General features: G+C 71.1%; 14 protein-coding genes. 5 read left to right on the forward strand and 9 right to left on the reverse strand.

Translation table 11 applies throughout. The annotated features are described in order from the left end of the window. Window positions 1–8 precede the first annotated feature (8 nt). On the reverse strand, window positions 9–710 hold the full coding sequence (locus tag ACWDR0_RS05780) for a ribonuclease HII (protein WP_456350371.1): 702 nt from the start codon (window positions 708–710) through the stop codon (window positions 9–11). Window positions 711–762: 52 nt separating this feature from the next. After that, complete coding sequence (locus tag ACWDR0_RS05785) at window positions 763–1,437, reverse strand: TetR/AcrR family transcriptional regulator (RefSeq protein ID WP_456350372.1); 675 nt, start codon at window positions 1,435–1,437, stop codon at window positions 763–765. A gap of 122 nt (window positions 1,438–1,559) precedes the next feature. Here ACWDR0_RS05785 and ACWDR0_RS05790 point away from each other — a divergent pair, with 122 nt between their 5' ends. Beyond that, window positions 1,560–3,113, forward strand: coding sequence for an MFS transporter (locus ACWDR0_RS05790; RefSeq protein WP_456350373.1), 1,554 nt, complete (start codon window positions 1,560–1,562; stop codon window positions 3,111–3,113). A gap of 128 nt (window positions 3,114–3,241) precedes the next feature. On the opposite strand, the gene ACWDR0_RS05795 is transcribed toward ACWDR0_RS05790, so the two are convergent. The 3 genes from ACWDR0_RS05795 to ACWDR0_RS05805 all read right to left on the reverse strand — a co-directional run bounded on the left by ACWDR0_RS05795 (window position 3,242) and on the right by ACWDR0_RS05805 (window position 5,530). Continuing rightward, the gene (locus ACWDR0_RS05795; protein WP_456350374.1) at window positions 3,242–4,144 is read right to left on the reverse strand and encodes an ADP-ribosylglycohydrolase family protein; all 903 of its coding nucleotides are present in this window, start codon (window positions 4,142–4,144) and stop codon (window positions 3,242–3,244) included. A gap of 12 nt (window positions 4,145–4,156) precedes the next feature. After that, entirely contained in the window at window positions 4,157–4,816 is a 660-nt protein-coding gene (locus tag ACWDR0_RS05800; RefSeq protein ID WP_456350375.1) for a histidine phosphatase family protein, read from the reverse strand. Window positions 4,817–4,924: 108 nt separating this feature from the next. Then, the gene (locus ACWDR0_RS05805) at window positions 4,925–5,530 is read right to left on the reverse strand and encodes a YdbC family protein (RefSeq protein ID WP_456350376.1); all 606 of its coding nucleotides are present in this window, start codon (window positions 5,528–5,530) and stop codon (window positions 4,925–4,927) included. Between the two features lie 119 nt (window positions 5,531–5,649). Between ACWDR0_RS05805 and ACWDR0_RS05810 the strand changes: the two genes are divergently transcribed. Continuing rightward, entirely contained in the window at window positions 5,650–6,174 is a 525-nt protein-coding gene (locus tag ACWDR0_RS05810) for a TerD family protein (protein WP_456350377.1), read from the forward strand. Between the two features lie 175 nt (window positions 6,175–6,349). On the opposite strand, the gene ACWDR0_RS05815 is transcribed toward ACWDR0_RS05810, so the two are convergent. Further along, complete coding sequence (locus ACWDR0_RS05815; RefSeq protein ID WP_456350378.1) at window positions 6,350–9,247, reverse strand: vitamin B12-dependent ribonucleotide reductase; 2,898 nt, start codon at window positions 9,245–9,247, stop codon at window positions 6,350–6,352. A gap of 173 nt (window positions 9,248–9,420) precedes the next feature. After that, window positions 9,421–9,933 (reverse strand): transcriptional regulator NrdR, encoded by a 513-nt coding sequence (gene nrdR, locus ACWDR0_RS05820; RefSeq protein ID WP_456350379.1) that lies wholly within the window; start codon window positions 9,931–9,933, stop codon window positions 9,421–9,423. Between the two features lie 750 nt (window positions 9,934–10,683). Between nrdR and lexA the strand changes: the two genes are divergently transcribed. Further along, entirely contained in the window at window positions 10,684–11,478 is a 795-nt protein-coding gene (gene lexA, locus ACWDR0_RS05825; RefSeq protein ID WP_456350380.1) for a transcriptional repressor LexA, read from the forward strand. A gap of 132 nt (window positions 11,479–11,610) precedes the next feature. Here lexA and ACWDR0_RS05830 read toward each other — a convergent pair whose 3' ends face one another. Both ACWDR0_RS05830 and ACWDR0_RS05835 read right to left on the reverse strand, forming a co-directional pair. Next, window positions 11,611–13,581, reverse strand: a complete 1,971-nt coding sequence (locus tag ACWDR0_RS05830; protein WP_456350381.1) for an ATP-dependent DNA helicase — start codon at window positions 13,579–13,581, stop codon at window positions 11,611–11,613. A gap of 193 nt (window positions 13,582–13,774) precedes the next feature. Beyond that, window positions 13,775–15,562, reverse strand: coding sequence for an IucA/IucC family protein (locus tag ACWDR0_RS05835; protein ID WP_456350382.1), 1,788 nt, complete (start codon window positions 15,560–15,562; stop codon window positions 13,775–13,777). Between the two features lie 324 nt (window positions 15,563–15,886). Here ACWDR0_RS05835 and ACWDR0_RS05840 point away from each other — a divergent pair, with 324 nt between their 5' ends. After that, window positions 15,887–17,065, forward strand: a complete 1,179-nt coding sequence (locus ACWDR0_RS05840; protein ID WP_456350383.1) for a trypsin-like serine peptidase — start codon at window positions 15,887–15,889, stop codon at window positions 17,063–17,065. A gap of 159 nt (window positions 17,066–17,224) precedes the next feature. Continuing rightward, complete coding sequence (locus tag ACWDR0_RS05845) at window positions 17,225–18,454, forward strand: trypsin-like serine peptidase (RefSeq protein WP_456350384.1); 1,230 nt, start codon at window positions 17,225–17,227, stop codon at window positions 18,452–18,454. Window positions 18,455–18,635: the final 181 nt, after the last annotated feature.

Raw genomic sequence — 18,635 nt, forward strand, 5'->3', positions numbered from 1 at the left:
GGTTCAGTTCAGAAATCGAAGCCGAGCTGGCCCCCGCTCTCCGGTGTCGTCGGCTCCGGCGCGACCCGGACCTTCTTCAGATGCCGCCACCTGGGCAGCGCGTCGAGATAGGCCCAGGAGAGCCGGTGGTAAGGGGTGGGGCCCAGTTCCGCCAGGGCGGCCTTGTGCGCCGGTGAGGGGTATCCGGCGTTGGCGCCGAACGCGAAGTCGGCGTACTCGCCCGGAAGTTCCGCCATACGCGCGTCCCGGTACACCTTGGCGATGACCGAGGCCGCCGCCACGGCGATGCACGACTGATCCCCCTTGATCACGGTGCGCACCTGCCAGGGGGCACCGAGATAGTCGTGCTTGCCGTCGAGGATCACGGCGTCCGGGCGCTCCGGCAATGCCTCCAGCGCACGGCACGCGGCCAGTCTGAGCGCGGCGGTCATCCCCAGTTCGTCGATCTCCTCGGGCGAGGCATGGCCGAGCGCATGGGCGGTCACCCAGGTCTCCAGCTCTACGGCGAGCTCCTCGCGGCGCTTCGGCGAGAGGAGCTTGGAGTCGGTGAGCCCGGCGGGCGGGCGGCGCAGTCCGGTGACCGCGGCGCACACGGTGACGGGACCGGCCCACGCCCCGCGCCCGACCTCGTCGACTCCGGCGACGATCTTGGCCCCGGTGGTGGCCCGGATGGAGCGCTCGACTCTGTGTGTGGGTGGTTCGTACGGCATGGCGCCAGCAAGGGTACGCCGCCCGCCCCCACCGGCGACAACCGGATTCCGATCACGGTTCCGCACCACCTGTCGCGCAGCCCTCACCGGCCCCGTCCCGGGCCGATGCGCACGACCGGAGGAGGGGGATCATCACGCGATCGACCATCTCGGCGATCTCCCCGTCCCCCCATTCGCTCCCGCACACTTTGGAGCGGTACATCATCAGTCCGGGGATCACCTCCAGCACCATGTCGTCCAGCGCGTCGGAACGTACCTCCCCCCGGGCGACTCCCCGGTCCAGCACCGCCCGGATCAGCCGGACGGACGGCTCGACGACCTTGCCCTTGATCACCTCGTTGAACCGTTCCGCGGTGGCCGGATCGCATTCGTGAAGAACCGACCGGAGTGCGACCCCGGGCCGGGAGAAGAAGGCATCACGCATGGCGCGGCACAGATGGAAGAGGTCTTCCCGCACCCCGCCCCGGTCGGGCGCATGGTCGAGCGCCGGCATGCTCTCCCGCAGGGCATCCGCGACCAGGTCCGCTTTGGACGGCCAGCGCCGGTAGACCGCGGCCTTGCCGGTCTGTGCCCCGGCCGCGACCCCCTCCATGGTGAGTCCGTTCCAGCCGACCTTGCCCAACTGGTCGAGGGCCGCGTCGAGGATTGCGCACTCCAGCACTCTGCCCCGCCGCCTCGGCACCACGGAAGGCGCCTCGCCCGCACCCTTCCATCCCGAACTGCCCATCTTTCTGCCTCCGTTGGGGACAAGCATCCTCAGTGAACGCTTGCGTTCACTGACTCGGACTCTCTACGGTCGAACATGACAGTGAACGGGTTCGTTCACTATTACTTCTGTGGGGGATCCACGTGACAACCTCTCAGCTCCCGGTGCCCGTACGGACGGGCACGGCCCGCCGACCGGGACGGCCGGGCGCCGCACTCGCCGTGATTGCAGCCTTGCAGCTCATGGTGGTTCTGGATACGACCATTGTGAACATCGCGTTGCCTCACATCCAAGGCACGCTGGACTTCACCACCACCCAGCTGTCCTGGGTGGTCAACGCCTACACACTCACCTTCGGCGGACTACTGCTGCTCGGCGGCCGCATCGGCGACATCCTCGGCCGCCGCCGGGTCTTCGTCTCCGGTGTTCTGCTGTTCACCTTCGCCAGCCTGCTCTGCGGCATCGCCCAGGAGCCCTGGCAGATACTCGCCGCCCGGGCCCTCCAGGGCGTCGGCGGTGCCATCGCCTCGCCCACCGCTCTCGCCCTGATCACCTCCACCTTCGCCGAGGGCCCGGAGCGCAACCGCGCTTTCGGGATCTTCGCCGCGGTCTCCGCCAGCGGCGGAGCCATCGGCCTGCTGGCAGGCGGCATGCTCGTCGAATGGCTCGACTGGCGCTGGGTGTTCTATGTGAACCTGCCGATCGGGGTGCTCATCGCCGTCCTGGCCCCGGTCTTCATCAACGAGTCCGAGCGCAGCTCCGGACGCTTCGACCTCACCGGCGCCCTGACCTCCACCGTCGGTATGGCATCCCTGGTCTACGGCTTCATCCGGGCCTCCGAGGAGGGCTGGTCCGACAGCCTCACCCTGCTCGCCTTCGCCGCCTCCGTCGTTCTGCTCAGTGCGTTCGTGCTGGTGGAACGGCGGGCCAGGGAGCCCATCACCCCGCTGCGGATGTTCGCCGACCGCAACCGCTCGGGGACGTACGTGATCATGATGAGCCTCTCCGCCGGCATGTTCGGCATGTTCTTCTTCATCGTGCTCTTCGTCCAGAACGTGCTCGGCTACAGCCCCATCGGAGCCGGGCTCGCCTTCCTCCCGATCACCGTGATGATCGTGGTCGCGGCCGGTCTCTCGTCCCGGCTGCTGCCGACCCTGGGCCCCAAACCCTTCCTGGTGGCCGGGGCGCTGATCACCGGAGTCGGCATCACCTGGCTGACCACGATCGGCCCGGACAGCTCCTATCCGGGCGGAGTGCTGGGGCCGATGCTGCTCTTCGGCTTCGGTATGGGCCTGGTCTTCGTGACCGCGACCCTGACCGCGGTCTCGGGCGTGGCGGCGAGCGAGTCGGGCGCGGCGTCCAGCCTGCTCAACGCCACCCAGATGGTCGGCGGATCCCTGGGCCTGTCGATCCTGATGACCGTCTTCAGCAGCGCGGGCAAGGACGAGGCACAACGGCAGATGCCGTCGTTCCTCGCGGACTCCACCCCGGCCCAGAAGGCGGTCCTGGAGAAGACCGGGGAGCTGCCCCCGCCCTGGGGTCACCAGGTCCTGGCCGAGGGCATCGCCACCGCCTTCTGGGCCGGTGTCGGTCTCGTCGCCCTTGCCCTGCTGACGGCGATCTTCGTCATCCGGGTCCGCAAGAGCGACCTCCGGGCTCTCGGCGGGACGTCCGGCCCCGGCGCCCACATGGGATAGGCCGGAGCCCCACGGCACGGCCCGCCGCACGGGCGGCGGAGCCCTCCGCCGGTCCGCGGGGGCACCCTGTGGAGCCACGGCACCGCCGACGCCCCGGCACCCGCCCGAACGCCGATACGGGCGGGTGCTCAGGCCGTGGGCACCCAGCCCGGCAGCGCCTCCGTCCGCGCCAGCCACTCCCCGGGCGGACGCCCCGCCCCACCGGCCGCGACCACGCCGCAGGCGATCGCGCAGGTCGTGTCGACATCCCCGCCCACCTGGGCGGTCGTCCAGAACACCTGCTCGAAGTCGCCCAGCGACCGGGCCGCCGACCACAGGGCAAAGGGGACGGTGTCGTGCGCGCTGGTCCGCCGTCCGCAGCCGAGCACCGCGGCGACGGTCGCCGCGTCGTCGTAGTCGAGCATGTCCCGCGCACGGCGCAGCCCCTGCCCCACCGCGCTGCGCGGCACCAGGGCGATGACGCCGTCCAGCAGTTCGCCGGGCCGTGGGGTACCCGCCGGGGCGGCCGCCAGTGCCGCGGCCGCCGCCACGGCCATCGCCCCGGCGACTGCCTCGCGGTGCTGATGAGTGGTGTAGGAGGAGATTTCGGCCTGGTGCGTCGCCTGCTCGGGATCGTCCGCGTACCACGCCCCGAGGGGCGCGATCCGCATCGCGGAACCATTTCCCCATGAACCCTGGCCGTTGAAAAGGGCCGTGGCGAGTTCTCGCCAGTCGCCCCCTTCACGCACCAGCCGGAGCATACGGTTGACGGCGGGGCCGTATCCGCGGTCGAAGTCGTGGCGCTCGGCGAAGGAACGGGCCAGGGCGTCCTGGTCCACCCGGCCGTGCCCGGCGAGCACGGCCACCACCGAACAGGCCATCTCGGTGTCGTCGGTCCACTGCCAGGGGCCGGGCGGCAGAGCACTCCGCTTCAGAAATGGGGAGTTTGCCGGTACGAAGAACTGGGAGCCCAGAGCGTCTCCCACGGACAGTCCGCGCAGGCTGTCCAGGGCGCGTTCGAGGCGCCCGTCGCGAGGTGAGTCAGCGGTCATCTTCCCGCCACTCTAACCGGTGACGCCGTACGGCTCAGGGGTACGCCACCGCTCGAACGGCCGGTCGAGCGTATAACGGCCGTTCTCGCCGAGCCGGAGGATCCGGGTCTCCCCGTTGCCCGGATTGGAGAGCGACTCGAAGTCCGCCACGGTCCAGTGGAACCAGCGCATGCAGAAGAGACGCATGGTCAGCCCGTGGGTCACCAGCAGAACGTTCGGCGGGTGGTCGGGCGCCTCGAAGCTCCGGTGCAGTGATTCGAGGAAAGCGCCCACCCGGTCGTAGACGTCCGCCCCGGATTCCCCCTGGGCGAACCGGTAGAAGAAGTGCCCGTAGGCGTCCCGGTAGGCCTTCTGGAGACGTACGTCGTCCCGGTCCTGCCAGTTGCCCCAGTCCTGCTCCCTCAGCCGCGGCTCCTCCCGCACCCTGACCCGGCCGGGGTCCAGACCGAAGGCGCGGAAGGTCTCGTGGGTGCGCCGGTACGGCGATACGTAGACGCTGACCCGCTCCCGGCCGAACAGCTCACGCAGCCCGGCGCCGGTGGCCTCGGCCTGGGCCTGCCCGGTGGCGGTGAGCCTCAGCGCATGGTCGGGCTCGCGTTCGTACACGGTGTCGTCGGCGTTTCCCTCGGACTCGCCGTGCCGTACGAGAACGATGCGTCGCGGTCGTGCCATGGAACGACCCTAGATCGGACCGGGGGCGCCCGGTGGACCGGGACGGCCCATCCGGCGTACGCCCCCCGGGGCGCGCCGGCCGTCACCGCGCCGGGCGGGCGGCTCCGGTCAGACCGTCCACGACGGTTCGAGCTGTACGACGTCCCCGCTCAGCGCCGCGACGTCCGCCTCGGTCTGGGCCCGCAGCAGCAGCCGCTCCACCCGTTCCTTGCGGTACTTGCCGTGCTCGGCCTCCGACTGCCACATCGACATCACGAGGAACTCGTTCCCCGGGGCCTCGCCGAACAGTCCGCGGACCATCCCGGGCGATCCGGCCATCGCAGGATTCCAGACCTTCTCCTGCATCAGCGCGTAGTGCTCGGCCCGCTCCCCCCGCACCCGGCAGTGAGCGACCCGTACCACGTCGGCACCGGTGAAGCGCGGCTCGAAGCCCAACTTCACGTCGAAGCGGTGGTCGAACAGCCTGACCTGGGCATCGCGGTACGTTCCCGTCTGCCCCGAGGCCAGCCGGTCGTGGGAACGGGCCATGAACGAGTCGTAGAAGGCCCGGCTCTCCCAGAAGGCGAAGACATGGGCGATATGCGGCCGCTCCCTGCTCCAGCCCCCGCCCTGGCCCCGGAATCCCGGTTCACCCAGCAGCCCCGCCCATTTCCGCTGTCCCCGCTCGAAGCCTCGACGGTCGACCACGGCGCAGCGAATCCACTTGACCAGCACCGCGCCATCGTACGGCCAGGGACCTGGCGTACACCCGCCATTCCCTCGCCCGGCGGCCCCACGAGCGGATACGGTCAAGGGACGGAGAGTAACCGGCAGTTCTGGGAGAGGGATACGTGGTGAGCAGCCCGAACAAAGGCGTCCGCACGGTCGAGGTGGCCCTGCGCTGGGATCCGAGCCCCCTGGGCCGGTCGCCCCACGATCTGGACATCGTCGCCGCGACCTATCGCAGGGACGCGCCGTCCGCGGCCCCGGCGTACGTGGTGCACTTCGACAGCCGCTCGCCGGACGGCACCATCAGCCTGACCCGGGACAGCCGCACCGGCCAGGGATTCGGCGCGGACGAGGTGATGAAGCTGGAGCTGGAGCGGCTCGCCGCCGATTACGGACGGGTCGTCGTGGGAGTGGTGATCCAGCAGGCGCACGGCCGCGTCGCCTTCGGGGACGTGGCGAACGCGCAGGTGAAAGTGGCCGAGGGCTACACCGAGCTGGCCGGAGACGACTTCTCTTCGGTTCCGGGGGCGACGGCGGCGGTCATAGCCGAATTCGTCCGCGATGAGACGGGGAGCTGGGTCTTCCGGGACGGAGTGCGCGGCTTCGACACCGACCCTCAGGGCTTCGTCGGCCTGATGGGCAGCGACTGAGCGGCCGGGTCGGCTCCGCCTCCCGCCGGAAGCCCGGCGGCCGGCCCCGCCACCGCTTCCGGCGGCACGGCGAAGGGGACCGGCCGGCGGCCGGTCCCCTTCCTCTGCCGGTCGGTCACCGGCTGTCCGTACGGGATCACGCCGGGCGAACGGCCCGGCGTGATCCCGGCCGGTGTCAGCTGCAGCCGCTCGTGGATCCGCAGCCCTCGCAGATGTAGCAGGATCCGGCCCGCTGCATCTTGGTGCCGCAGGAGAAGCAGAGCGGGGCGTCGGCGCTGATGCCCAGCTGCATCTCGACCAGCTCGGCCGAGGTGTGCGGGGCCTGCCTCGGCGCGGGCTCCGCGGCCTTCGGGGCCGGGACCGGCACCGGGGCGAGGTCCTGGCGGCGCGGCGCGGACTGGGCGAGCCCCTCCACGTCGACCTCGTCGTCCTCGATGGACGGCTCGTAGGAGCCCGTCTCCAGGTGGCGCTGGCGCTCCTCCGCGGAGTGGATCCCGAGGGCCGACCGGGTCTCGAACGGCAGGAAGTCGAGCGCGAGGCGGCGGAAGATGTAGTCGACGATCGACTGAGCCATCCGCACGTCCGGGTCGTCCGTCATACCGGCCGGCTCGAAGCGCATGTTGGTGAACTTCGAGACGTACGTCTCCAGCGGCACGCCGTACTGGAGGCCCACCGAGACCGCGATGGAGAAGGCGTCCATCATGCCCGCGAGGGTGGACCCCTGCTTGGACATCTTCAGGAAGACCTCGCCGAGACCGTCGTCCGGGTAGGAGTTGGCGGTCATGTACCCCTCGGCGCCGCCGACGGTGAAGGAGGTGGTGATCCCGGGACGGCCCTTCGGCAGCCGCTTGCGCACCGGGCGGTACTCGACGACCTTCTCGACCGCGGACCGGATGGTCTCCTCGGCCTTCTCGGTGATCTCCGCCTTCGCCTTCTCCTTGGTCTTGGCGGAGAGGGGCTGGCCCACCTTGCAGTTGTCACGGTAGATCGCGAGCGCCTTGACGCCCATCTTCCACGCCTCGAAGTAGATCTCCTCGACCTCTTCGACGGTCGCCGACTCCGGCATGTTGACCGTCTTGGAGAGGGCACCGGAGATCCAGGGCTGGATCGCGGCCATCATCCGGACATGGCCCATCGCGGAGATGGAGCGCTCGCCCATCGCACAGTCGAAGACCTCGTAGTGCTCGGTCTTCAGGCCGGGGGCGTCCACCACGTTGCCGTTCTCGGCGATGTGGGCGACGATCGCCTCGACCTGCTCGGCGTGGTAGCCGAGGCGGCGCAGCGCCTGCGGCACGGTGCCGTTGACGATCTGCATCGAGCCGCCGCCGACCAGCTTCTTGAACTTCACCAGGGCGAGGTCGGGCTCCAGGCCGGTGGTGTCGCAGGACATGGCCAGACCGATGGTGCCGGTCGGGGCGATGACCGACGCCTGGGCGTTACGGAAACCGTTCTTCTCGCCCAGGCGGACCACGTCCTGCCAGGCCTCGGTCGCGGCGGCCCAGATCGGGGTGTCCAGGTCGTCCGTCCGGACGGCCGCGGCGTTGGCGTCGGCGTGCTGCTTCATGACGCGCTTGTGCGGCTCGGCATTGCGGGCGTAGCCGTCGTAGGGGCCGACCACGGCGGCCAGCTCGGCGGAGCGGCGGTAGGAGGTACCCGTCATCAGCGAGGTGATGGCGCCGGCCAGGGCCCGGCCGCCGTCGCTGTCGTAGGCATGGCCCGTGGCCATCAGCAGGGCGCCGAGGTTGGCGTAGCCGATGCCGAGCTGACGGAACGCGCGGGTGTTCTCGCCGATCTTCTGCGTCGGGAAGTCGGCGAAGCAGATGGAGATGTCCATCGCCGTGATGACCAGCTCGACGATCTTGGCGAAGCGCTCGACGTCGAAGGACTGGTGGCCCTCGCCGTCGTCCTTGAGGAACTTCATCAGGTTCAGCGAGGCGAGGTTGCAGGACGTGTTGTCCAGGTGCATGTACTCGCTGCACGGGTTCGAGCCGTTGATCCGGCCGGACTCGGGGCAGGTGTGCCAGCGGTTGATGGTGTCGTCGTACTGGATGCCGGGGTCGGCACAGGCCCAGGCGGCTTCGGCCATCTTGCGGAAGAGGGACTTGGCGTCGACCTCCTCGATGACCTCGCCGGTCATCCGGGCGCGGAGCCCGAAGCGGCCGCCGGACTCCACGGCCTTCATGAACTCGTCGTTGACCCGGACCGAGTTGTTGGCGTTCTGGTACTGGACGGACGTGATGTCGTCCCCGCCCAGGTCCATGTCGAAGCCCGCGTCCCGCAGGGCGCGGATCTTCTCCTCTTCCTTGACCTTGGTCTCGATGAAGCTCTCGATGTCGGGGTGGTCGACATCCAGGATGACCATCTTGGCCGCACGGCGGGTGGCTCCGCCGGACTTGATCGTTCCGGCGGAGGCGTCGGCACCGCGCATGAAGGAGACCGGGCCGGAGGCGTTCCCGCCGGAGGAGAGCAGCTCCTTGGAGGAGCGGATCCGGGAGAGGTTCAGACCGGCGCCCGACCCTCCCTTGAAGATCATTCCCTCTTCCTTGTACCACTCCAGGATCGACTCCATGGAGTCGTCGACGGAGAGGATGAAGCAGGCGGAGACCTGCTGCGGCTGGGGGGTGCCGACGTTGAACCACACCGGGGAGTTGAAGCTGAAGATCTGGTGGAGCAGCGCGTACGCCAGCTCGTGCTCGAAGATCTCCGCGTCGGCGGGCGAGGCGAAGTAGCTGTAGTCCTCGCCGGCCTTCCGGTACGTCTTCACGATCCGGTCGATCAGCTGCTTCAGACCGGTCTCCCGCTGGGGGGTCCCGACAGCGCCGCGGAAGTACTTGCTGGTGACGATGTTGACCGCGTTCACCGACCAGAAGTCGGGGAACTCGACGCCACGCTGCTCGAAGTTGACCGAGCCGTCGCGCCAGTTGGTCATGACGACGTCACGGCGCTCCCAGACCACCTCGTCGTACGGATGCACGCCGGGGGTGGTGTGGACACGCTCGATACGCAGGCCCTTGCTCGCCTTGGCTCCCTTGGCTCGGGACCCTCGCGCCGGACCGCTCGTCGTCTCTGTCATGCCGCCTCCCATTTACGGGCAAAAACGCCCTGAAGTGCCCAGATCTTCCCGTGGCACTGTCTGTCTCGGATACCGTGCGACGCCGAAGCGCCCACGGTCGGTGTTTGTCGCCCGACCGCCGCCGTCACCGGGCCGGGCCTACGCCCGGCCGGGCCCGGCCGCCGGGCGGCCGGTCAGTCGGCGGTCCGGGCAGGGACGGGCACCCCGGGGGTCCCGCCGGTCCCGTCCTCCGCGGCCGGTGGCCGCCGCACCCGGAGCTCCGCGATGGCGGCCTCGAAATCCTCGAGCGAATCGAACGCCCGGTAGACGGATGCAAAGCGCAGGTACGCGACGAGGTCGAGTTCCTGCAGGGGGCCGAGTATGGCCAGACCCACGTCGTGGGTGGTCAGCTCGGCACTTCCGGTGGCGCGCACCGCTTCCTCGACCCGCTGGCCGAGCTGGGCGAGTGCGTCCTCGGTGACCGGTCGTCCCTGGCATGCCTTGCGCACGCCGGAGATGACCTTGGTACGGCTGAAGGGCTCCGTGACTCCGCTGCGCTTGACCACCATCAGCGAGGCGGTCTCCACCGTCGTGAAGCGGCGAGAGCAGTCGGGGCACTGGCGCCGACGCCGGATCGACGTTCCGTCGTCGGTCGTCCGGCTGTCGACGACCCGGCTGTCGGGGTGCCTGCAGAAGGGGCAGTGCATGGTTCCCAAACCCTCCCTCACGGCACGACTGAACAGCCCCGGCAAACCTGGCAGCAGCCGTTCGGAGCAAGCCCAAGCATAGGCGATGGCCCGAGGCTTGGAGCACCGGGGACCACAACTTGTGGGCGGCACCCCCAATCCAACCACTACATATGGGGTTTGCCGGGGATACCCTGCGCTACGCGTGTCGCGCGCCGGGTTTGGTCGCGGACGGCTCACGGCCGGTGACACCGGGGCACCGCCCGCCGGGCGGCCCGTCGCGGCACGACCGGATCGGTGCGGGACCGGTATACGGCACGGCGGGTACGAGCGGGGGCCGCCACGCGGCAGGAGGGACTCCGGGGCCGCGGACACGCGGGGACGGGGGTACGCCGAGGTACGGCGACCGGCCCGCGGGCGCGGGCATCCGCACCGGGCGGAGTCCGACCACGAGACTACGGGACACGCCGGGATCCACCGATTCCGGGTCGGCGGATGCGAGACTGGACCACGAGGGAGCCGGGACCCGGCCACGAGGGCCGGCCGCCGGCAGAAGGCCGTCCGGAGCGCCGGGCGGCGCGGGCCCACGCCGCCGGACGGATCGCGGCTCGTAGCGCCCGGAAACCGGCCTGGAGCCGGAATTGAGGCATACACCCAAACGCATGTCCACGTAAGGCAATCAGCGTTTTTTCACTCGAACGTGTGTTTGGCGCAACCTTTCGAAACCAACTACCGTTGTGCAGCCAGGGAGACCATTCGAGAGGGGCCGACATGACCACCACCGCAGACAGTGCCATCTTCACCGCCCATGACCGCCCCCAGAGCCGATTCGAACCGGTGCACGCCCTGGGCGACGCTTCCACGGCTTCCGAGGGCTCCGAGCCCTCGCGGCCCGCGCGCGCACTGCCCGGTCGGCCTCCAGGAATCAGGGCGGACAGCACCGGGCTCACCGATCGGCAACGGCGGGTCATCGAGGTCATCCGCGACTCCGTGCAGCGGCGCGGCTACCCGCCGTCGATGCGGGAGATCGGCCAGGCGGTGGGGCTCTCCAGCACCTCGTCCGTCGCCCACCAGCTCATGGCGCTGGAGCGCAAGGGCTTCCTCCGCCGGGACCCGCACCGCCCCCGGGCCTACGAGGTCCGCGGCTCGGACCAGCCCAGCACCCAGCCCACGGACACCACCGGCAAGCCCGCCGCCTCGTACGTACCGCTGGTGGGCCGGATCGCGGCCGGCGGCCCGATCCTCGCCGAGGAGTCGGTGGAGGACGTCTTCCCGCTGCCGCGCCAGCTGGTCGGCGACGGCGAGCTCTTCGTGCTGAAGGTCGTCGGCGACTCCATGATCGAAGCCGCGATCTGCGACGGCGACTGGGTGACCGTCCGCCGTCAGCCGGTCGCGGAGAACGGCGACATCGTCGCCGCCATGCTCGACGGCGAGGCCACGGTCAAGCGTTTCAAGCGGGAGAACGGCCATGTCTGGCTGCTCCCCCACAATGCGGCCTACCAGCCCATCCCCGGCGACGAGGCGACCATCCTCGGCAAGGTCGTCGCCGTGCTGCGGCGGGTGTGACCCCCGCCCACCCAGACCGCCCCGGGACCCACTGCGCCGGTCCCGGGGCCCTTGCTCCTCCCGGCTCCTTCCCTGCCGCCCCACCGGGCCCGCCCCTCGGCAGCCCGGTGACCGGGCGGAACCGGCCGGTGGTTATGCCCCGTCGGTACCGGCAGCAGCGTCGATCGACGCCAGCGACCGCCGCACCTGATTACGGTCGGTGGTGTACCAGAAGTCCGGCAGCGAGGCCCGCAGAAAGCTGCCGTACCGCGCATTGGCCAGCCGCGGATCGAGCACCGCGACGACTCCCCGGTCTCCCGTCGCCCGCACCAGGCGTCCCGCTCCCTGGGCCATCAGCAGAGCCGCGTGGGTGGCCGCCACGGCCATAAAGCCATTGCCGCCGTCCTCCTCGACCGCCTTCTGCCGGGCGCTCATCAGCGGGTCGTCGGGCCGTGGGAACGGAATCCGGTCCATGATCACCAATTGGCAGCTCGGTCCGGGGACATCCACGCCCTGCCAGAGCGAGAGCGTGCCGAAAAGGCAGGTCCGGGCGTCGGCCGCGAAGTTTTTGATCAGCTCGCCCAGGGTCTCCTCCCCCTGCAGGAGGATCGGATGGTCGAGCCGGGAGCGCAGCTCCTCGGCGGCGGCCTGAGCGGCCCTCATCGACGAGAAGAGCCCCAGGGTCCGCCCGCCCGCGGCCTCCACCAACTCCGCCAGCTCGTCCATCATGTCCCCGCGCGAACCCTCCCGGCCCGGAGTCGCCAGATGGCGGGCGACATAGAGGATCCCCTGCTTGCGGTAGTCGAACGGCGAGCCGACGTCGAGGCCCTTCCACTGGGGGACGTCGTCCCCCTCGGTGCCTTCGGGAGGCAGCCCCAGCGACGCCCCGACCCCGTTGAAGTCGCCGCCGAGCTGGAGCGTCGCGGAGGTCAGTACCACCGAGCGGTCCGTGAACAGCTTCTCCCGCAGCAGCCCCGAGACCCTCAGCGGAGCCACCCGCAGGGACGCGCCGAAGCGGTCGTGCCGCTCGTACCAGACGACGTCGTACTCGGAGCCCTGGGTGATGCGCTCGGCCACGTCGTGGACGTTCTCCACGGAGGCGAGGGCCTGCTTGCGCACCGCGTCCTCGTCCTGGACGGATTTGTCACGGGTGGCGCCGAGCGCCGAGATCACATTGCGGGCCGCGTCCCTCAGCGCCAGCAGGGCGTAGCCCAGATCCTCCGGGATCTCTTCGAGCCGACCAGGCAGCGCCAGCTCCATGACCCGTTCGAAGGTCTCGGCGGCCGTCTGGAGGGCGTCGGCGGCCTTCTCGTTCACCAGTTTGGCGGCCCGGCGAACGGCACGGTTGACCTGACCGGGAGTGAGCTCGCCGGTGGCGGCACCGGTCACCCGGGAGACCAGCTCATGGGCCTCGTCGATGACGAGCACCTCGTGCGGCGGCAGCACCGGCGCGCCCTCGATGGCATCGATGGCGAGCAGGGCGTGATTGGTGACGACGACCTCCGCGAGCTTGGCGCGCTCCCGGGCCATCTCGGCGAAGCACTCCGCCCCGTACGCACATTTGGCGGCGCCGAGGCACTCACGGGAGGAGACCGAAACCTGGGCCCAGGCGCGGTCGGAGACACCGGGCGTCAGCGCGTCCCGGTCACCGGTCTCGGTCTCGTCGGCCCAGTCCTTCAGCCGCAGCAGGTCCTGACCGAGCTTGCTGGTCGGCGCCGCGGCCTCGAAGGGATCGAACAGCCCGTCCTCCTCGTCCTGCGGCACGCCCTCGTGCAGCCGGTGCAGGCAGAGGTAGTTCGACCTGCCCTTCAGCATGGCGAACTCCGGCCGCCGGCGCAGCAGAGGGTGGAGCGCGTCGACCGTGCGCGGCAGATCGCGTTCGACGAGCTGCCGCTGGAGCGCAAGTGTCGCGGTGGCGATGACGACCCGCTCCCCGTGGGCCAGGGACGGAACCAGATAGCCGAGGGACTTTCCGGTACCGGTGCCCGCCTGGACCAGCAGATGGGTGCCGCCCTCGACGGCCTCGGCTACGGCCTCGGCCATGGCGACCTGACCAGGGCGTTCCACCCCGCCGACGGAGGTCACGGCGGCATGGAGGAGTTCGGGAAGGGATGGCTTCGTCATAGGCCGACCACCCTACGTGCCCCCACTGACAGCGCGTCCCGATCCGGCCGGATCCACTCCCACGGGTACGGATGGGCAGGTTCCGGATGTCGGTACCCGGCAGACGGAACCTGCGGGAGCCGGGCGGTGTAGGAGAGATAGCGGCCGGCTCCGGAGGGGCTCCGGCGCTCGGCGGGCCGGGGCCACGGAGGTCTCAGAAGGGAGACGACGGATGGAGTGGGTTGGCGATGGTGACGTACACGGACTGGGTGTCGACGGGGCCGGCGAGTTCGTCGAGCCCGTGCAGCCGGGTCAGCAGATTGGCCTTGCAGCGGAGGGACGGCTCGTGCAGCAGTACGGCGGGCAGTGGCGAACCCAGGTCGGTGGCGGCTTGGAGGAAGCGCCGGAAGGCGGCGATGAGCACCCGTTCGTCGGCCAGGCCCTGGGCTCCGAAGGCGCCGATCATTCCGAGGACGTTGTTGACGCCCAGGTAGTAGGCGAAGCGCTCGTCGGCGACCGCGTCGGGGACGAAGGTGTCGCTCTGCGAGCCGATACCGGGCAGCCGGGCGTCGAGGTCCGCCCGGCGGGACTCCCGGAAGTAGTAGCCCTGGTTGTCGCGGTAGCGCCCGCCCGCCGGCCAGCCGTCGGCGCCGATCACGACCAGGGTGTTCTGCTGATGGGCTTCGAGCGCGACACCCGCGGTGCCGTCCAGCCAGAGGACCGGGCGGACGACCCGGTCGAGATAGCGCAGGAACCACTCCGTGGCCACCGCTCCGGTGGTCCGCCCGGTACGGGCCGCGAGCCGGGCGACGAGATCGGCCAGCCGGGAGCGGGTCCCCGGACGGTCCGGCCAGGGGCGGGGCGCGGTGAGCGCGGCGACGCAGACCGCGTCGTCGAGCCGGCCGAAGGGATTTCGCCGGAGGACGACGTCGTAGCCCGGGACCGGGCCGCCCCGGCCCGGTGCCAGGCCGGTGGTGTCGACCGAGAGCCAGGCCGGGTCGCGCACGATGGCGAAGCCGGGGTGCGCGGCCCGCCACTGCTCGGCGAGCCCGCTGTCGAGCAGCCGGTCCACTTCGACGCCGCGGTGCAGTTCCTTGCGGAGGTTTTCCCGGCGGGAGTTGGTGATGTGCAGGCCCAGGGAGAGTTTGAGCATCGCCGGGGCACCGGGGCGGTGCACCGTCCGTACGGAGGTGGTGGGGTACCAGGGGGCGCCGTGGGGGCCGAGGTCGTGGAGCAGTCCGGCGTCGAACAGCGCGGCGACGGCGGGACGGTGCCGGAGATCGCCCGCCTGCCAGGGGTGCAGGGGCAGCGGCACGGTGTGGCGCGGGTGCCGGAGATCGCCCGCGAGCCGGGTGACCAGCCGTTCCGCGGACAGGGCGTGACCCTGTTCGGTCCAGGAGGATCCCGCGGCGAGGACGGTCCGGTCGACGGCCGTCCAGTGCAGGGGGAAGGAGCCGCCGGACTCCGGTGAATAGCGTCGCGCCTCGGCGTCGGAGAGCCCTTCACGGCTCTTGGGCGCGGGATGGAGGGGATGGCCGAGGAGCAGGGACTGTTCGGCCGTGAGGAAGAGGTCGGCTCCGGGGACGGGGCCCGGGTGGGCCCGGCGTTCCGCGAGGAAGCCCGCGGTGCGGCGTACGGAGTCGGCGACCCGTCCGACGAGATCGCCGCAGTGCGGCAGTCCGGTCTCGCGGCCGAGCAGGGCCGCGAGGGTCACGGAGTCGGCGGTGGGTGCCCCGTCGGGGGCTCCGGCGAGGACGGGCGGCCCGAAGCGGTGCCAGCCGCAGGGTGACCAGTAGCGCACGGGGACGAGGAGGGTGATGCCGCTGGCGGGCAGCGGGACGGTCAGAGCGGCGGTGTCCGGCCGGCCGATGCCGTTCTCCCGGACCCAGCAGCGCAGCAGGTTCTCGACGGTGGCCGCGTCGGCGGCGCGGTGGGGGTCCGGATGGTCGAGGGGGTCGTCGTCCGGAGCCGCCGCGGACGGGGCGGGTACGGTCAGGGCCACGGCGGTCGGTCCTCCAGCGGTGCTGTTGCGCTGTAACAGATGCGTCGCACATCGGGTACGGCTCCCCCACGGCAACCAACCGGGCTGAACACTGTCCCTGCGGCCCCCGTACTCCGTATGTACCAACGACGGCGGCGGCCGGGGATCACGCGGTTCCGGAAGTTCTCTGTGCGGCCCCGCCGTTCCGGGCGCCCGGTGACCTTGTAAGGTTCCCGGCGGCTCCGTCGGGCCGTCGCGGCAGGGAGCCGGGCGGACCGGCCCGGTCCGGCGGGTAGGCCGGACCGGCAACCACCGAAGCACCGAAGCTCACTGGGGGGATCAGACATGCGACCCATTCGCCCGACGCTGGCGGCGGCTTCCGCCGTCGTCGTCCTCGCGCTGACCGCGACCGCCTGCGGCGGCGGCAGCGAGAACTCCGCAGGCGACGGGCCGAAGCTGCCCACGAGCCTGCCCACCGACGCCGCCGGGATCCCCATACCCGACGATCTGAAGAACCGGCTCAAGGAGCACGGGATCGATATCGACGCCTGGCGCAACGGCGAGTGGAAGAACTGGGACCGGGAGACCTGGCTCCGTGAGGCCCGGGACTTCGTGAACCCGATCATCGAAGGGCTCTGGGACCCGGACCGCATGCGGGATGCCGACAAGCCGGAGCAGCCCACCGACAACGACATCTCCGGCGACCAGGGGGTCACCGACCCCACTCCGCGCCGGGTCGAGGCCCGGGCGGTGGACGCCCCTTACCGCAGCAGCGCGCCGGAGGCCGGCAAGGTCTTCTTCGACGGTCCCAAGGGGTCGATGGTCTGCTCCGCGACGGTCGTGAAGGACCCGGCCAACCCGGGCAGGTCGAACCTCGTCTGGACCGCGGGCCACTGCGTCCACGCGGGCAGCAAGGGCGGCTGGTACCGCAACATCGCCTTCGTGCCGTCGTACAACAACCGGGCCCTGCCCACGGGCCGGCTGGAGAGCGTGCCGAAGACCGAGGTCGCCCCGCACGGTGTGTGGTGGGGCGACTGGGCCCAGACCTCCGACCAGTGGATCAAGGAGGGCGCCACCTCCGGCGGCCGCGGCGCGCCCTACGACTTCGCCGTCATCCATGTCACGCCCGAGAAGGGCGGTACCGGCAAATCCCTGGAGGAGACGGTCGGTTCGGCGGTGGAGGTCGACTTCAACGCCCCCGCGACCTCGGAGATCGCCCGGATGGAGGCCAGGGGATATCCCGCGGGTCCGCCCTTCGACGGTCAGCGGATGTTCCAGTGCGCCGACCGCCCCGGCCGGCTCTCCGTCAAGGCCGACCAGCCGACCATGCACCGTATCGGCTGCACCATGACCGCCGGTTCGTCCGGTGGTGGCTGGCTCACCGAGGGCGCCGACGGCAAGCCGGTGCTGGTGTCCAACACGTCCATCGGTCCGGTGTCGGCCGGCTGGCTCGCCGGGCCCCGCCTCGGCAAGGAGGCCAAGGGCGTCTACGACGCGGTCAGCAGGAAGTTCGCGGGCCGCTGACCCGGCCGGCCGGCGGGGTGTCCCGCCCGGCCGCTGTTCCACCGGGTCCCGCGCCGCTCCCCGGCGCGGGACCCGTATCCGTCCCCGGCCGCTTCCCGGGGGCACCGCTGCCCCGTTCCCCGGGTGCACCGTTCCGTACCACCAGGAGATCCGTCCCCCATGCGTTCCATACGCCCGCTGCTGACCGCCGCCGGCCTGGCCGGCGTGCTGGCCCTCACGGCGGCCTGCTCGCAGAGCGACGACCGGCCGTCCGGTGAACCGGAGGCGGCCGCGCCCCCGGCCGCCGGTCCCGGCAGCGCCTCCCCCTCGGCGTCGTCGCTACCGCCCGTACCCGCGGACCGTGCCACCCCCGCCGCCGGGAAGCCCGCTCCCACCCGCTCCGGCAACACCCGTACCGGCGGGACCGATCACCAGAAGTGGCGAGCGGGTGAGTGGAAGAACTGGGACCGGGGCAGCTGGCGGCGGGAGGCCGACGAGTTCGTCAATCCGGTGATCGACGATCTGTGGAAGCCCGACCGGATGGTCACCGCCGAACCGCCGGACCGGACCGTCGAACCGGACCCGGCGCCCGTCGTGGAGGACGGTTCGGACCCGGAGCCCGCAGCTGTCGGGGCGAAACCTGAGCAAACCCCGTACCGGCAGCACGCGGCGACCTCCGGCAAGGTCTTCTTCGATGCCCCCGAGGGCACCATGGTCTGCTCCGCGACGGTCGTGAAGGACCCGGCCAACCCCGGCAGGTCGAACCTCGTCTGGACCGCGGGCCACTGCGTCCACGCGGGCAGCAAGGGCGGCTGGTACCGCAACATCGCCTTCGTACCCGCCTACAACTCCCGTGGGCTGCCGACCCGGGAGCTGGCTTCGGCCGCTCCGGAGGACATCGCTCCGTACGGCACGTTCTGGGCGGACTGGGTGGCGGCGTCCGACCGGTGGATCGCCACCGGTGATCCCTCGGACGGCACCGGGGCTCCCTACGACTACGCGGTGCTGCATGTGAAGCCCGAAACGGGCACCGCTTCCCTGGAGGAGACCGTCGGATCGGCGCTGGACGTCGACTTCGCCGCTCCCGAGGCGCACCGGGTGCCGTCCCTCGTCGTGCGGGGCTATCCGGCGGCCGCGCCGTACGACGGCGCCCTCATGCACTCCTGCACCGGACGGCCCGGCCGGTTCGCCTTCGACCCGGCCGCACCGGCGATGTGGCGCGCGGGCTGCACCATGACCGGCGGCTCATCGGGCGGCGGCTGGGTCGCCGACCGCGCGGGCACACCCGTACTGGTCTCCAATACGTCCATCGGCCCGGCCGACCCGGTATGGCTGGCAGGCCCCCGGCTGGGCGAGGAAGCCGAACGGATCTACGCCTCGGTGAGCGCGAAGTACGCACCGCAGCCCTGAGCCCCGCCGCACCGGGCCGCCCGGGCTCGGCGGACGGCCCACCGGGCGCCCGGGCCGGAGCCGGACACCTCGGCCCGGCGGCCCGGCAGCCCGGCAGCCCGCAATTGGCAACCGGCAACCGGCAACCGGCCGCGACGACAGACGACCGTGCCCGCCCCCTCGCTTCGAGGGGGCGGGCACG

It is taken from the genome of Streptomyces sp. NPDC003691 (assembly GCF_053981115.1).

Excerpts from the sequence above, each read along its gene's own strand:
- ACWDR0_RS05840 (WP_456350383.1), top strand. The coding sequence starts at position 15,887 with ATGCGACCCATTCGCCCGACGCTGGCGGCGGCTTCCGCCGTCGTCGTC.
- ACWDR0_RS05780 (WP_456350371.1), bottom strand. The coding sequence starts at position 710 with ATGCCGTACGAACCACCCACACACAGAGTCGAGCGCTCCATCCGGGCC.
- lexA (WP_456350380.1), top strand. The coding sequence starts at position 10,684 with ATGACCACCACCGCAGACAGTGCCATCTTCACCGCCCATGACCGCCCC.
- ACWDR0_RS05785 (WP_456350372.1), bottom strand. The coding sequence starts at position 1,437 with ATGGGCAGTTCGGGATGGAAGGGTGCGGGCGAGGCGCCTTCCGTGGTG.
- nrdR (WP_456350379.1), bottom strand. The coding sequence starts at position 9,933 with ATGCACTGCCCCTTCTGCAGGCACCCCGACAGCCGGGTCGTCGACAGC.
- ACWDR0_RS05795 (WP_456350374.1), bottom strand. The coding sequence starts at position 4,144 with ATGACCGCTGACTCACCTCGCGACGGGCGCCTCGAACGCGCCCTGGAC.
- ACWDR0_RS05845 (WP_456350384.1), top strand. The coding sequence starts at position 17,225 with ATGCGTTCCATACGCCCGCTGCTGACCGCCGCCGGCCTGGCCGGCGTG.
- ACWDR0_RS05800 (WP_456350375.1), bottom strand. The coding sequence starts at position 4,816 with ATGGCACGACCGCGACGCATCGTTCTCGTACGGCACGGCGAGTCCGAG.
- ACWDR0_RS05815 (WP_456350378.1), bottom strand. The coding sequence starts at position 9,247 with ATGACAGAGACGACGAGCGGTCCGGCGCGAGGGTCCCGAGCCAAGGGA.
- ACWDR0_RS05830 (WP_456350381.1), bottom strand. The coding sequence starts at position 13,581 with ATGACGAAGCCATCCCTTCCCGAACTCCTCCATGCCGCCGTGACCTCC.